Genomic DNA, 14,324 nt, shown 5'->3' on the forward strand with positions numbered 1-14,324 from the left:
TCATATAGAATAAAGCCAAGTACAACAACAGAGATGGTGCCTACGATGCAACTGCGAGTGGCGGCGTTATTGCCTTTTCTTCTGCTGGCCGGCTGTGCCGGCGGCCCCCCCAAGCAGGGGCCCGAGACTCTTCCCGATCCCATGGGGCCGGCCCCCAATGCCAAGGCGGTCAGTACCGCCAATGATCCCAAGGACCCGTTTGAGGGGACTAACCGGGCCATGTGGGCGGTGAACTATGACGTGCTCGAGCCTTATGTGGCCCGCCCCGTGGTGCACGCCTATGCCAATCATGTGCCTGAGTCGGTCAAGACCGGTATCGAGAACTTGGTCGAGAACTTCAACGAGCCGAGTAGCATGGTCAACCACCTGATCTCGGGCGATCTGGCCGGTGCCGGCACCAACCTGGGCCGCTTTACCCTCAACACCACGGTCGGCCTGCTCGGCATCTTCGATGTGGCCAAGCACGTCGGGCTGGAGCGCAACAAGCTGGAACTCTCCACTGTGCTGGGGCGGATGAGCATCGGTGATGGCGCCTATCTGATGGTGCCGGTTTACGGCCCCACCACTACCCGCCAGTTGGTGGGGGACACGGTCGATACCCTCTACTTCCCCTATGCCCTGTTGACGCTGCCGCTGAGGGCGGTGCACTGGGCGCTCAACGGGGTGGGCAATCGCTCCAAGCTCATCGATCAAGAGCCCATCATCGACAACGCGCTCGATCCCTACAGCCTGACCAAGGGCTTCTATCTGCAATACAACCAGACCAAGGTGGAAGGTAAGCAGAGCTCGTTTGGTGAAGGGGCGCAAGGCAAGAGCCCGTCACAAAACGATGACGAGCATCTTGATGACTACATGGACGAGATTGACCAGTGAAAACCAGGCGCCTGCGGGCGCCTACTTTTATTGGCTGGAGATAAAAAAACGCCCCGCAGTGCGGGGCGTTTTCATTGGGTCAATCAGGCAGCCAGGTTCTTGGCGGCGAACTCCCAGTTCACCAGGGCCCAGAAGGCTTCCATGTACTTCGGACGCAGGTTGCGGAAATCGATGTAGTAGGCGTGCTCCCACAGGTCGACGGTCAGCAGCGGGGTGACACCGGCTTCGGTCAGCGGGCAACCGGCGTTGGAGGTGTTCATGATGGCCAGGGAGCCGTCAGCCTTCTTCACCAGCCAAGTCCAGCTGGAGCCGAAGTTGGCGATAGCAGACTTGGTGAAGGCATCCTTGAACTCGGCGAAGGAGCCGAACGCTTGGTTGATGGCATCGGCCAGGGCGCCGGTGGGCTCGCCACCGCCGTTCGGGGAGAGGCAGTGCCAGTAGAAGGTGTGGTTCCAGATCTGGGCGGCGTTGTTGAAGATGCCAGCGCTGGAGGTCTTGATGATCTCTTCCAGGGACTTGCCTTCAAACTCGGTGCCCGGTACCAGGTTGTTCAGGTTAACCACATAGGTGTTGTGGTGCTTGCCGTGGTGGTACTCCAGGGTCTCCTGGGAGATGTGCGGTTCCAGTGCATTGATTGCGTAGGGCAGAGCGGGAAGTTCGAATGCCATTGTCTACTCTCCATTGGCGATCGCCGGGGCGATGGTTGCACGACATTACGGTTTCTTTTCCCTGAGAAAAGAAATCTTTTTAGAAATATTGGGATAAGCCCAATAGGGACGGCCGGATTGTAGCGCTTAGTGACTAGAGTCACAACCACAGGGCTTGCCATGATATGGATCAAAAAGGCATACAAAGATGAAAAAGAGGGTAATAACCCCTGACTTTGTAAGTTTGTGAGGCGCATCCCATGGGGTAGAATGGGCGCCAACAACGTGCAATGTGAGGCATTCATGGAAACCATCGACAAGATCAAGCAGCAACTGGCAGAGAACCCCATCATCCTGTACATGAAGGGCTCCCCCAAGCTGCCGAGCTGCGGCTTCTCCGCTCAGGCTTCCCAAGCCATGATGGCGTGCGGCGAGCCGTTCGCCTATGTCGACATACTGCAAAATCCGGACATCCGCGCCGAGTTGCCCAAGTTCGCCAACTGGCCCACGTTCCCGCAGCTGTGGGTAGAAGGTGAGCTGATCGGCGGCTGCGACATCATGCTGGAGATGTATCAGGCGGGCGAGTTGCAGACCTTGATCAAGGAAACCGCGGCCAAGTACAAGCAAGACGAGGCGTAATCGTCGCGCTGATAAGAGTAAAAAAAGGAGCCGAAAGGCTCCTTTTTTGTGCGAAAAGTTGCCCTAGGCTCAGGCGATGCGCTCGAGACGAGCCAGGTAGAAGCCGTCGAAGCCGGTCTCTGCCGGGCTGATGCTCTCGTCCTCAATGAGACGGAAACGATCGTTCTTGGCCAGGAAGGCATCGATCTGGGCGCGGTTCTCCATCGGCAGGATGGAGCAGGTGGCATAGACCAAGATGCCGCCCACTTTCACCATGCGGCTGTAGCTCTCGAGGATCTCTGCCTGTAGCGCCACCAGCGGGGCGAGACGCTCGGCGGTGTCCTTCCACTTGGTATCGGGGTTGCGCTTGAGCACGCCAAGGCCCGAGCAGGGCACGTCCAGCAGCACCCGATCGGCGCTCTCTTTCAGGCGCTTGATGGTCTTGCTGTCTTCGATGAGGCGGGTCTCGACGTTGTGGGCACCGGCGCGGCGGGCGCGCTCTTTGAGGTTGTCGAGCTTCCACTGCTCCACATCCATGGCGATGAGGCGCCCCTTGCCCTGCATGGCCGCGGCGATGTGCAGCGTTTTGCCACCGGCACCGGCGCAGGCGTCGATGACTCGCATGCCCGGCTCAACGGCGAGGGCGGCGGCCACCTTCTGGGAGCCGGCGTCCTGCTGCTCAAACAGGCCATCCTTGAACGCCTTGGTCTTGAACAGGGCAGCATCAGAGGTGATCTCAAGGGCCGTGTCGACCCCTTCCACCTCGATGGCCTCGACCCCCTCTTTTTTGAACTGAGCCAGCAGCGCGGCCTTGTCCCCTTTGAGGGTGTTGACGCGCACGAAGCGCCGGGGCATCTCGCTCAGGGCGGCCCGCTCGCGCGGCCAGCCTTCACCCAGCTGGTCGGTGCCAAGCTTATCGAGCCAGGTCGGGCAACCGTCCATCAGGGCCGGGTTCTTCTTCACGTCTTGCAGGCGGAAGCGGAAGGTCTCCTCCTTGAAGCGATCCAGGCTACGGTGGTTCGGCATCGCAATGCGGTGGAACGCATGCCACGCCAGCAGCAAGGGCCATCCCATCTTGCCGGCCTGACGCACCTGGATGCCGGCCAGGGCGCAATAGAGGTTGAGGCGGCGTAGCAGATCGCCGGTGACCAAGGCGATCCGGGCCTGCTCGAAGGGCTTGAGGCTCAACCCCGAGAAGCGACGGGAGTAGGCGCGATCGAGCGGCATGCCCTGGTTGAGCACGTCATCGAGCAGAGCGGCAACCAGATCGCCGAGGCGGGGATGTAAGGGGGACTTGAGCATGAGAGTAACCTTGGCCAGTTCAAACCGCGCAATGATAGGGACTAGACTGGTGGGGCGCAACCTTCACCCAGTAGAGGGAAGTGTGATATGGGGCACTAGACGCAGTGCTAAAACCGGGGAATGATAAGCTTCCCTTTTTATAACAATAAGTTGCGAAAGGATATTGCAATGCGATTAACAACAAGTATCAGGCTGGCATTATGGGTGGCGGGGTCACTTGCTGGCGCGGCGCAGGCCGGACAATGGCAGACACTGGCTGAGCGGGGTAGTCATACCGGCGAGGTGCGGGCCAGCCAGTACCGGGTGGTCGATGTGGCCGCCGACTATCTCGCGGGGCTCTACCAGTCGATGGGGACTCTCGAGCTTCCTCTGCCTGAGGGGGGGAGCGTCACCTTCAACATTACGGCCTACGATCTGCTGCCCGCCGATCTGGCGGCGCGTTATCCGACGATTCGCACCTTTAAAGGGGAGAACGTCAGCGACCCGACCCAGACCGGCCGTTTTGACGTCGGTGACAACGGCTTTCACGCCGTGTTCAGCCATCAGGGGCGCCTCATCTATGTCGATCCGCTGCCCGGTGGCCGCTTCGCCGTCTATGACCAGCGCGATGCCGACAGCCGCTTGAATGAAGAGGCCGACAAGGTGCTCGGCAGTGCCAAGAGCACCCTGGCACGCCAGGTGGTGAGTGAGGGTAATGAAAAGCGCACCTATCGCATTGCCATCTCGGCGGCCGGTGAGTACACCCAGTTCTTTGGGGGCTCCAAGACGCTGGCGATGACCGCCATCGCCACCCTGCTCAACCGGGTGAATCAGGTCTACCAGCGCGATCTCGGGGTGGAGTTCCAACTGGTGAGCGGCAACGACGAGCTGATCTTCACCGATCCCAATACCGATCCCTTCTATAACGGGGATAACCCAAATTACACCTCTTTCAGCAGCCTTTACGACAAGAACGACGTCACCAAGAACATGCAGGTGCAACGTGAGGCGTTCACCAACGGCAAGATTGGCCCCTATGACATCGGTCACGTGGTCAACACCGGCGGGGGTGGCCTGGCGGGCCTTGGCGTGCTCTGCGCCGGCGAGGAGAAGGCGGCGGGCATGACGGGCTCCGATCAACCCACCGGGGATGCCTTCTTCATCGACTATGTGGCCCACGAGATTGGTCACCAGATGGGAGCTGAGCACACCTTCAACGGCACCACCGGCAGTTGCGGCGGTGGCAACCGGGCGACTGACCAGGCCTGGGAGCCGGGCAGCGGCAGTACCATCATGGCCTATGCGGGGATCTGCGCTGATGGGAGTACTGATGAGAACTTGCAGGCTAATAGCGATCCCTACTTCCACAGCAAGTCGATTGAGCAGATGAAGGCGCATATTGCGATGGTGGCGAGCTGCGGCACTGCAGTGGCCAGTGGCAACCGCCCCCCTGAGGTCAATGGCGGCAACAACAGCGTCATTCCGGCGCGCACCCCCTTCGTGCTGGTGGGCAGCGGCAGTGATCCGGATGGGGATACCCTGAGTTACACCTGGGAGCAAATCGATCTCGGCACGGCCTCCGACAGTGCTGAGACCATGGTCGATGACGGCAGCCGCCCTTTGTTCCGTTTTGTGCCCCCCACCGCGCAGCCCGAGCGCACCCTGCCGGCCCTCTCATCGCTGCTAAGCGGCTCCCTGGCTAAGGGGGAAGCCTGGCCGACCACGGCGCGCACCCTGCATTTTCGTCTGACTGCCCGCGACAACAAGGGCGGCGTGACCAGTGCTGAGCGGGCGGTGCAGGTCGTGCCCACGAGTTCTCCCTTTGCTGTGGTTCCACCTACATCCCTGAGCCTCACCATGGGCACTGAGAACACAGTGCAGTGGAACGTGGGTGACACCGATCAGCCCCCCATCAACTGTGCCAAGGTCGACATCAGCCTGACCAACGACGAGGGTAAGCGCTGGCTGGCGCTGGCTAGCTCAGTGGCGAACAGCGGTACGGCCAAGGTCACCATCCCCAGCGGCATTACCTCTCCTTCGCGCCTCAAGGTGGCGTGCAGCGACAACATCTTCTTTGCCCTCTCGCCCAAGCTGGCGGTGCTCGACAGCGGCGGTAATAACCAGGGCAGCGACAACGGCGGTGGCGGCGGCGGTGGTGCCTTCGGTCTGTTCGGTCTGCTGCTGGCAGGAGGTGCCCTGTGGCGTCGGCGCAACCCTTAGTTCTGACGGTGCTGGCGTTGCTGGCAGGCTGCCAGGTGCAGGCACAGGGGCCGCAGGCCGACGTGCAGGCCAGCCTCAAGGCCGGTGATACCCGCCTCATTGTGCGGGCCGGGCGCGGGCAGACGGCGCCGGGCATCCCTGCCGGGGAGCAGGCCGATGCCAAGGCGCGCTGTGGCATCCGCTACCTTGAGGGGCTGGGGGATGTCATCCGCCCCGGTGAGCAGGAGCAGCATACTAAGCGGGTTCTCTATGCCAGCGAGTACAACCGGCTGATGTTGCCGCACTGCAAGGCGGCGCAGTAATGAAGCGGGGAGGCGTGAGCCTCCCCGCCTCTTTGGAGGTTGTCTCATCTGCCGGCCACGCGCACAATGGGGGCTTTCGTGTGCCGTAGCTAAGGGAATCAAGATGATGGACGTGGCCGATCTGCGCCGTGAATACACCAAAGGGGGGCTGCGCCGTGCCGATCTGCCGGCCGAGCCGCTGACCCTGTTTGAAAAATGGCTGGCTCAGGCCTGTGAGGCGCGCCTCTCCGATCCCACCGCCATGGTGGTGGCGACCGTCGACAGCGAGGGGCAGCCCTGGCAGCGCACCGTGCTGCTCAAGCACTACGATGCGGCCGGCATGCTGTTTTACACCAACATGGGCAGCCGCAAGGCGCACCAGCTAGATGGCAACCCGCGCATCAGCCTGCTGTTTCCCTGGCACATGTTGGATCGGCAGGTGCATGTCACCGGCCGGGTTGAGAAGCTCAGCACGCTGGAGGTGATGAAGTACTTCCACAGCCGTCCCAAAGAGAGCCAGATCGCCGCCTGGGTCTCCCAGCAATCCTCGCGTATCTCGGCGCGCGGCGTGCTCGAGTCCAAATTCCTCGAACTCAAGCAGAAGTTTGCCAAGGGGGAGGTGCCCCTGCCGAGCTTCTGGGGGGGCTACCGGGTGGTGATCGATACCGTCGAGTTCTGGCAGGGCGGTGAGCATCGGCTGCACGACCGCTTCTACTACACCCGGGTCGGGGAGGGGTGGCAGGTCGAGCGTCTGGCCCCTTGATCCGTGACCGATAAAAAAGGGACATTCCCTCATTTTTGATATGGCAGGCTCAGTTTCTCCCCTGCCTTGTGAAATAATGCGCCGTCCCTAGCGCAAAGAGAGAGAGGTCATGCTGAGAACCGAACGTCCTGGCGATATGCTGCCGGTTCAGGAACTGCTTGAGGCCGCCTTTGGCCGCGGCGACGAGGCCGAGTTGGTCAACCGCCTGCGCGAAAGTGGCGCCGCCGTGGTCACCATGGTGGAAGAGGAAGAGTATGAGTTCATGGGGCATCTGCTGATGAGCCCAGTGACCATCGACGGCCAGGAGGGCCCTTGGCTCGGTCTGGCCCCGCTTGCCGTGCACCCGCAGTGGCAGGGGCAGGGGATAGGCTCGGATCTGGTGCGCGAGGGGCTCGATACGGCACTCGAGATGGACTGGAAGGCGGTGGTGGTGCTGGGGGATCCCCTTTACTACCAGCGTTTCGGGTTTCGCCCGGCGAGCGAGTTCGGTCTGCACTGCATCTACGAGGTGCCCGCTGAGTGCTTCATGGCGATGGAGCTTGAGCCCGGCAGCTTGACCGGCATTCAGGGGGAGGTGCTCTATCACCCCCTGTTTGATGCATTACCGGACGAGCAGGAGTGAACCGCGGCGGCCGATGGGCCGCCGCGTTTTCATCAAAAGCACGCCTCTCTACTGCGCCGTGGAACGTGTTACTCTCTACGCCCGGTTTTTAGGTCAGTCCGTCATCAGAGCGGAGCGGCCGATTTCAGTTAGGCAACGGTTCAGAGAAAGGATCCCCATGTCAGTGCAACCCCTCACTCACCAGGCGCCCCAACGCGCCTGGTGGAAGCCCCTGATCTTCTTCGCGTTGATGGCCGCCGGCCTGTGGCTGGTGAAATGGCAACCCTACTACGGCAAGGCGCTCAGTGCGGCGCAGAGCCACACCATCGGCGCCTCGGTGCTGGCAGGGCTGGAGTCGGCGCCGCTGCAAGCGGCCATCGACTACACCTTGCTCTATTTCAAGGCGGTCTGGAAGGCGGCGCTGCTCGGCATACTGCTCGGTTCCCTCATTCAGGTGCTGATCCCGGCCCAGTGGCTGCGCCGCGCCCTCGGCCAGGAGCGGCTGCGCAGCTCGCTATTGGGCTCCCTCTTCTCCCTGCCCGCCATGATGTGCACCTGCTGCGCCGCGCCGGTGGCCGCTGGCATGCGCAAGTGCTCGGTCTCGATGGGCGGGGCGCTGGCCTTCTGGCTCGGCAATCCGCTGCTCAATCCCGCCACCCTCATCTTCATGGGGTTTGTGCTGGGCTGGCAGTTCACCCTGCTGCGGCTGGTGGCCGGTCTGGTCATCGTGTTCGGCGTGGCGGCACTGGTGGGCCGTCTGGTGCGTGAGTCGGCGCCCGTCGATCCGGTTCTCCTGCCGGAGCCCGAGGCGCGGCCTGCCGGCTTCTGGCCACGTTGGGGCCAGGCCCTGTGGCGGCTGTTTGTCAGCACGGTGCCGGCCTATGTGCTGGCGGTGATGGCGCTGGGCGCCGCCCAGGTGTGGCTGTTCCCCCATGCAGGGCAACTCGGTGATGGCATGGGCTGGCTGCTTGGCATGGCGCTGGCGGGGACCCTGTTTGTGATCCCGACGGCCGCCGAGATCCCCATCACCCAGGCCATGTTGGCGGCCGGGCTTGGCATGGGGCCGGCGCTGGCGCTGCTGGTGACCCTGCCGGCGGTGAGCCTGCCTTCGCTGCTGATGCTGCGAAAGAGCTTCCCGGCCCGGGCTCTGTGGCTCACCGCCGCCGTGGTGGTGGGGGTCGGGGTGCTGACCGGCCTGCTGGCGGGTTAAGCCTCATCAAACGCAAAAGGGCGCCCATGGGCGCCCTTTTTGTCGATAGTCATCAGATAAATTAGCCGAAGAACCAGTAGCCACGGTTGACCAGGCGGGTAAACAGCGTCAGGAAGCCGGCCTGATCTTCGAGGGTCACCATGTCGCTCTGGGTCACCACGTCGCGATCGCACAGCAGTGCCAGTGCGGTGGGATCGCTGCTTGGCAGCGACCAGCTCTCGCCGTCGATGTAGCAGTGATCGCTGGCATCGGCGAAGCGCACGCAGCGCAGGCCCGGCACCCGGATGGCCGGCTCGCCGCTGGCGAGTAGGTTGGCGACCTCCTCCTCGCTGTAGTCCGGGTCGACCGGCACCACGTCGAGATCGTGCTTGGCCTCGGAGATCATGGCGCCAAACCAGGCCTTGAACAGGGTGTCGTCATCGAGGGCGTGCTGCATCAGCTCGCGCAGGCGGTGCAGCTCATGGGGCTGAATTTCGCCGTGGTGCTCGCGCGCCTTGAGATCCGGGTCGCCGTAGCGCTCGGTGGTGATCTCGTTGTCGATCAGGTGATCGGCAAAGGAGGAGAGCAGATCGCGGGCATCGGGGGCACGGAAACCGGTCGAGTAGTTCATGGCCGGCTCGATGGCATAGCCCTCGTGGGGGAATCCGGGCGGGATGTAGAGGATATCACCCGGCTCCAGCACCGCATCGATGATGGCATCGAACGGCTCGCAGTGGCGCAGGGCGCCGTGAGCGGCGAACTCGTTGAGGGGCAGGGCATCGCCCACCCGCCAGTGGCGGCGGCCGATCCCCTGGGTGATGAAAACGTCGTAGTTGTCGATGTGCGGGCCAACACCGGCCCCTGGGGTGGAGAAGCTCACCATCACGTCGTCAAAGCGCCAGCCGGGGATGAACTGGAACGGGATAGCCAGCTCGTTGACCTCGGGGCTCCAGTGGTTGCACGCCTGTACCAGGATGGTCCAGTTCTCCTCGCCCAGGTGGTCATAGGCTTCGAAGGGGCCGTGTTCGGCATGCCACTTGCCGTCGAAGCGGGTCACCAGGCGGGACTCCACCTCCTGCTCCATGGCCAGCCCCGCCAGCTCATCCGGCGTGATGGGGTCGGCAAAGTCCTTGAAGCCACCCTTGATGAGGAGCGGGCGCTTTTGCCAGTAGTGCTCGAGGAAATGGGCGATATCGAGATTGAGTTCGTACATGGTGTCTCTTTAGCGGTTCAGTAAAACGGCAAAGGGGCCCGGTGGGCCCCTCTGAAAGGTGGACGCTTACTTGAGTTCGTCCACCAGGCGCTGGGCGGCGCCAATGTAGTTGGCCGGGGTCAGCTTTTTCAGCTCGACCTTCACCGCCTCCGGCAGCTCCAGCGTGTCGATGAAGGTGCGCATCCCCTCGGCGTCGACGCGGCGGCCACGGGTCAGCTCTTTGAGCTTCTCGTAGGGCTTCTCGATGCCGTAGCGGCGCATCACGGTCTGGATCGGCTCGGCCAGCACTTCCCAGTTGGCATCTAGATCGGCGGCCATGGCGTCGCCGTTGGCTTCGAGCTTGGAGATCCCCTTGAGGGTCGCCTGATAGGCGATCAGGGAGTAGCCCACCGCCACGCCAAGGTTACGCAGCACGGTCGAGTCGGTCAGATCGCGCTGCCAGCGGGAGATCGGCAGCTTGGCGGCCAGGTGCTGGAACACGGCATTGGCCAGCCCCAGGTTGCCTTCGGAGTTCTCAAAGTCGATCGGGTTGACCTTGTGCGGCATGGTGGAGGAGCCGATCTCGCCGGCGATGGTGCGCTGCTTGAAGTGACCGAGCGAGATGTAGCCCCACACATCGCGATCGAAGTCGATGAGGATGGTGTTAAAGCGCGCCAGGGCATCGAACAGCTCGGCGATGTAGTCGTGCGGCTCGATCTGGGTGGTGTAGGGGTTCCAGGTCAGGCCGAGGGAGGTGACAAACTCCTCGGAGAACTGGTGCCAGTCCACTTCCGGGTAGGCGCTGAGGTGGGCGTTGTAGTTGCCCACGGCGCCGTTGATCTTGCCGAGGAACTCGACCGCCATGATCTGCTTGAACTGGCGCTCCAGGCGATAGGCGACGTTGGCCATCTCCTTGCCCATGGTGCTCGGAGTGGCCGGCTGACCGTGGGTGCGCGAGAGCAGCGGCAGGTCGCGGTACTCATGAGCCAAACGTTTGATTTCGGCGATGAGTTTTTCGCAGTAGGGCTTGATCACCTCTTCCCGCGCGGCTTTAAGCATCAGACCGTGGGAGTTGTTGTTGATGTCTTCCGAGGTGCAGGCGAAGTGGATGAACTCGGAGACGGCCTCCAGCTCGGGCAGCACCGCCACTTTCTCCTTCAGGAAGTACTCGACCGCCTTCACATCGTGATTGGTGGTGCGTTCGATCTCCTTGATGCGGGCCGCGTCGGCCTCGCAGAAGCCACTGACGATCCCGTCGAGCAGTGCGTTGGCGTCGCGGCTGAAGGCGGGCACTTCCGGGATCCCGGCGGTGTTGGCCAGCTTTTGCAGCCAGCGCACTTCCACTTCAACGCGAAAACGCAGCAGGCCGTATTCGGAGAAGATGGGGCGCAGCGCCGCCGCCTTGTCGCCGTAACGGCCATCGATCGGAGAAACAGCAGTCAGTGCTGACAGTTCCATGTGGTGAACTCCTGATGGTTGGTGTGGGGGAATCAGTATTGCTTGGCCAGCTCCACCATCTTCTTGCGGGCGAAGATGATCTGGGTGCGGCTGCCGCCGAGCTGGCGCCACAGCACCACGGCGCGGATCCCGGCCAGCAGCAGGGCACGCACCTTGTGCTGCACCATGGGCTGCTGCAAGTAGAGCGGGGTGCCCGCCACCTGGATGCGCGGCCCGATGGGGCTGATGAGGTCGCTGTAGATGCTGGCCATGTTGGCCAGCACCTGCTCGTCGAGCAGATCGAAGTGCTGCAACTGGCGATCGATCTGGCCGATCCGCTCGCTCAGCATGGCCAGCAGATCACGCCGCTTGGCCAGCTTGCGCTCAAGGGCGATCAGGCTCACCACATAGCGGGTCAGCTCGGCATTTTTCTGGCTGCCGTCGGCGCCGAGCTGCTCGACTAAGGCGCGGTAGCCGTCACGAATGGCCAGGTGGGTGTTGTTGTAGACCTCAAGCGGATGGCTCGGATTGGTCACCAGTACGCTGGAGAGGCTCTCGCGCAGGGCGGCCTCGTCGCAGGCGCCGTTACGGGCCACCTGCTGGACCAGGGCGGCCGCCTGGCAGATGCCAGCGAACGCCATGGTGCGATCTTGATACTTGTCGCTCACGTTTTGTGCCTTTTGGATGCAGTGGGCGCTTAGGCGCCGTGGCTGAAACGTTGCTCGATGACACCACCGCCGAGGCACACCTCACCGTCGTAGAAGACGGCGGACTGGCCCGGCGTGACGGCGGACACCGGCTCATCGAAGGTGACACGGATGGTCAGGTCGTCGATAGGCTCGATGAGGCAGGGAACATCCTGCTGGCGATAGCGGGTCTTGACGGTGACCCGGCGCGGCGCGCGGATCGGGGTGCGGTCGACCCAGTGCAACTGGCTGGCGATGAGGCCGTCGGAGTAGAGCCGCGGGTGCTCCCCTTGCGCCACGATAAGCGTATTGCGCGCCACCTCTTTATCGACCACGTACCAGGGCTCTTCACTGGCGTCTTTTCGCCCGCCGATGCCAAGGCCCTTGCGCTGACCCAGGGTGTGATACATCAATCCTTGGTGCTCGCCGATGATCTGGCCATCCACGGTTTCAATGGGGCCCGGCTTGGCCGGCAGGTATTGGGCCAGAAAATCCCGGAACTTACGCTCACCGATAAAGCAGATGCCGGTGGAGTCTTTTTTCTTGGCGGTGACGAGATCCAGCTCCTCGGCGATGCGGCGCACTTCGGGCTTTTCCAGATCCCCGACCGGGAACAGGCTCTGTCCCACCTGAGCTTCGCTTAAGGTGTAGAGGAAGTAGCTCTGATCCTTGTTGCCGTCGAGGCCGCGCAGCAGGCGCGGGCGGCCGGTCGAGTCGTCGCGGCGCACATAGTGGCCGGTGGCGATGTAGTGGGCGCCCAGCTCTTCGGCGGCAAACTCCAGGAACGCCTTGAACTTGATCTCCTTGTTACACAGGATATCGGGGTTCGGCGTGCGGCCGGCCTTGTACTCTTCCAAGAAGTGCTCGAACACGTTGTCCCAGTACTCGGCGGCGAAGTTGATGGTGTGAAGCTCGATGCCGAGCTTGTCGCACACGGCCTTGGCATCAGCCAAATCCTGGGCGGCAGAGCAGTACTCGTCCGTGTCGTCCTCTTCCCAGTTCTTCATGAACAAGCCTTCGACCTGATAGCCCTGCTGCTTGAGCAGGTAGGCCGAGACGGAAGAGTCCACGCCGCCGGACATGCCGACGATCACCTTGATTTGGCTGTTGTCTGTCATCAGTTGTGAAAATCCTTGCATTTGACGGGGCGCATTCTACCAGAAGTTCGCGCCCCGGGTCATATCGGACTGCACCCGTAATACACGGTCACATATGGGCCTGTAAGGCATGCAGCGGCAAGCGGGTGCCGGCCAGATAGTTGTCGATGGTCTGCCACACCAGAGGGCTGCGCAGGCTGGCGCGCCGCTCGGCGATCTCCTCGCGGGTCCACCAGTGGCAGGCGAGCACATCACCGTCCGGATCTTCTGGATGGTGGTCGCCGGGCGGATTTTCAAGTTCGAACACAAAGGCAAAACGCACATAGGTGGCGGCGGTGTCGTGCGGGCGAAACAGGCTGGCACCGAGCCAGGCGGTGGGCGCTAGCCTCAGGCCGCTCTCTTCGTACAACTCGCGGCACATCGCCTCCGTCAGGGTCTCCCCTGCCTCTACGTGGCCGGCGGGCTGGTTAAAGCGCCGCTCCCCACCTATCTCCTCTTCCACCATCAGAAAGCGCCCCTGCCAGTGAACCAGGGCGGCGACGGTGAGGCGGGTTTCCATCATGATGAGGCTCCTTGTTTACCGGGGTGGCGACGGGCCGGACGGCGGGCGGTGGCACGGCCTTTGCCGGTGGAGGACGATGAAGGCCGGGGGGGCTTGGCCCCTGACCGGCGCTCTGGGGCGGCGCGGCGAGCCGGCGGCAGTGCGGGGGCCGGCACGGCGCTGTGCTCGCCCGGTGCCAGGCCGTCTAGGGTCCACTCGCCGATGGCGTAGCGGATGAGGCGCAGCGTCGGGTGGCCGATGTGGGCGGTCATGCGCCGCACTTGGCGGTTGCGCCCCTCGACGATCTTGATCTCGAGCCAGCAGGTGGGAATGGCCTTGCGCTCACGGATGGGCGGGGTGCGCTCCCATACAGCAGGTGGCGCCATGCGGCGCACCTCGGCCGGCAGGGTGGGGCCGTCATTGAGGGTCACCCCGGCGCACAGGGCCGAGATGGCCTCGTCCGAGGGCTCCCCTTCCACCTGTACCCAATAGGTCTTGGGCAGCTTTTCGCCCGGCTGAGTGAGGCGTGCCTGCAAGATGCCGTCGTTGGTGAGCAGCAAGAGCCCCTCGCTGTCCCGGTCGAGCCGTCCGGCGGCGTAAATACCGGGCTCGGTGATGTAATCCTTGAGCGTCTCCCTTCCTGCCTCGTCGGTAAACTGGCACAGCACCATGTAGGGCTTGTTGAGCAGCAGCAGCTTGCGATCGGCAGGGGCCACGGCCGGCTTTTGCCGCGCCGGCTGATCGGGTTGGCTGCCAGGGCGCGGACGTGCAGAAGCGGGCCGCTGGGCTCCGGCACGGGCGGTGCGGCCAGAAGGGGTGGCGCGCTCGGCGAGGGAGCGGCGGGGACGGGCAGGTTTCATCGCAAACAGACCAAAAACTGGGGAGGGGGCAGTGTATC

Annotated in this window: 15 protein-coding genes; 7 read left to right on the forward strand and 8 right to left on the reverse strand. The window is 63.0% G+C overall.

All coding sequences use genetic code 11. The features are described from left to right. Positions 1 to 45: 45 nt before the first annotated feature. Positions 46 to 873, forward strand: coding sequence for an MlaA family lipoprotein (locus FE240_RS06085; protein WP_193003787.1), 828 nt, complete (start codon positions 46 to 48; stop codon positions 871 to 873). Between the two features lie 83 nt (positions 874 to 956). Here FE240_RS06085 and sodB read toward each other — a convergent pair whose 3' ends face one another. Beyond that, positions 957 to 1,541, reverse strand: coding sequence for a superoxide dismutase [Fe] (gene sodB, locus FE240_RS06090; protein WP_193003788.1), 585 nt, complete (start codon positions 1,539 to 1,541; stop codon positions 957 to 959). A 282-nt stretch (positions 1,542 to 1,823) separates the two neighbouring features. On the opposite strand from sodB, the gene FE240_RS06095 reads away from it, so the two are divergent. Next, complete coding sequence (locus FE240_RS06095) at positions 1,824 to 2,159, forward strand: Grx4 family monothiol glutaredoxin (protein ID WP_042045843.1); 336 nt, start codon at positions 1,824 to 1,826, stop codon at positions 2,157 to 2,159. Between the two features lie 69 nt (positions 2,160 to 2,228). On the opposite strand, the gene FE240_RS06100 is transcribed toward FE240_RS06095, so the two are convergent. Next, positions 2,229 to 3,440 carry an RsmB/NOP family class I SAM-dependent RNA methyltransferase gene (locus tag FE240_RS06100; RefSeq protein ID WP_193003789.1) on the reverse strand — a complete coding sequence of 404 codons (1,212 nt, stop codon included), beginning with the start codon at positions 3,438 to 3,440 and terminating at the stop codon, positions 2,229 to 2,231. Positions 3,441 to 3,608: 168 nt separating this feature from the next. On the opposite strand from FE240_RS06100, the gene FE240_RS06105 reads away from it, so the two are divergent. The 5 genes from FE240_RS06105 to FE240_RS06125 all read left to right on the forward strand — a co-directional run bounded on the left by FE240_RS06105 (position 3,609) and on the right by FE240_RS06125 (position 8,494). Then, complete coding sequence (locus FE240_RS06105; RefSeq protein ID WP_193003790.1) at positions 3,609 to 5,639, forward strand: reprolysin-like metallopeptidase; 2,031 nt, start codon at positions 3,609 to 3,611, stop codon at positions 5,637 to 5,639. After that, the gene (locus tag FE240_RS06110) at positions 5,618 to 5,941 is read left to right on the forward strand and encodes a hypothetical protein (RefSeq protein ID WP_193003791.1); all 324 of its coding nucleotides are present in this window, start codon (positions 5,618 to 5,620) and stop codon (positions 5,939 to 5,941) included. The genes FE240_RS06105 and FE240_RS06110 overlap by 22 nt, the downstream gene beginning before the upstream one ends. A gap of 103 nt (positions 5,942 to 6,044) precedes the next feature. Then, entirely contained in the window at positions 6,045 to 6,683 is a 639-nt protein-coding gene (pdxH, locus tag FE240_RS06115; RefSeq protein ID WP_193003792.1) for a pyridoxamine 5'-phosphate oxidase, read from the forward strand. A 109-nt stretch (positions 6,684 to 6,792) separates the two neighbouring features. Next, entirely contained in the window at positions 6,793 to 7,305 is a 513-nt protein-coding gene (locus tag FE240_RS06120; protein ID WP_193003793.1) for a GNAT family N-acetyltransferase, read from the forward strand. Positions 7,306 to 7,462: 157 nt separating this feature from the next. Continuing rightward, positions 7,463 to 8,494, forward strand: coding sequence for a permease (locus FE240_RS06125; RefSeq protein ID WP_193003794.1), 1,032 nt, complete (start codon positions 7,463 to 7,465; stop codon positions 8,492 to 8,494). Positions 8,495 to 8,555: 61 nt separating this feature from the next. On the opposite strand, the gene FE240_RS06130 is transcribed toward FE240_RS06125, so the two are convergent. From FE240_RS06130 to FE240_RS06155, 6 genes are all read right to left on the reverse strand, one after another. Further along, positions 8,556 to 9,686, reverse strand: a complete 1,131-nt coding sequence (locus FE240_RS06130; RefSeq protein WP_042045831.1) for a ribosomal protein uL16 3-hydroxylase — start codon at positions 9,684 to 9,686, stop codon at positions 8,556 to 8,558. A 66-nt stretch (positions 9,687 to 9,752) separates the two neighbouring features. After that, positions 9,753 to 11,123, reverse strand: a complete 1,371-nt coding sequence (gene purB / locus FE240_RS06135) for an adenylosuccinate lyase (protein WP_193003795.1) — start codon at positions 11,121 to 11,123, stop codon at positions 9,753 to 9,755. A 32-nt stretch (positions 11,124 to 11,155) separates the two neighbouring features. After that, positions 11,156 to 11,770: a high frequency lysogenization protein HflD gene (hflD, locus tag FE240_RS06140; RefSeq protein ID WP_193003796.1), complete on the reverse strand. Its 615-nt coding sequence runs from the start codon at positions 11,768 to 11,770 to the stop codon at positions 11,156 to 11,158. 29 nt (positions 11,771 to 11,799) lie between these two features. Next, positions 11,800 to 12,906, reverse strand: coding sequence for a tRNA 2-thiouridine(34) synthase MnmA (gene mnmA / locus FE240_RS06145; RefSeq protein WP_193003797.1), 1,107 nt, complete (start codon positions 12,904 to 12,906; stop codon positions 11,800 to 11,802). Positions 12,907 to 12,994: 88 nt separating this feature from the next. Beyond that, a complete protein-coding gene (locus tag FE240_RS06150; RefSeq protein WP_193004466.1) occupies positions 12,995 to 13,444 on the reverse strand; it encodes an NUDIX hydrolase in 450 nt (149 codons plus the stop codon). Beyond that, positions 13,444 to 14,286: a pseudouridine synthase gene (locus FE240_RS06155; RefSeq protein WP_193003798.1), complete on the reverse strand. Its 843-nt coding sequence runs from the start codon at positions 14,284 to 14,286 to the stop codon at positions 13,444 to 13,446. The genes FE240_RS06150 and FE240_RS06155 overlap by 1 nt, the downstream gene beginning before the upstream one ends. Positions 14,287 to 14,324: the final 38 nt, after the last annotated feature.

The organism is Aeromonas simiae, from assembly GCF_014892695.1.
GTDB lineage: Bacteria > Pseudomonadota > Gammaproteobacteria > Enterobacterales > Aeromonadaceae > Aeromonas > Aeromonas simiae.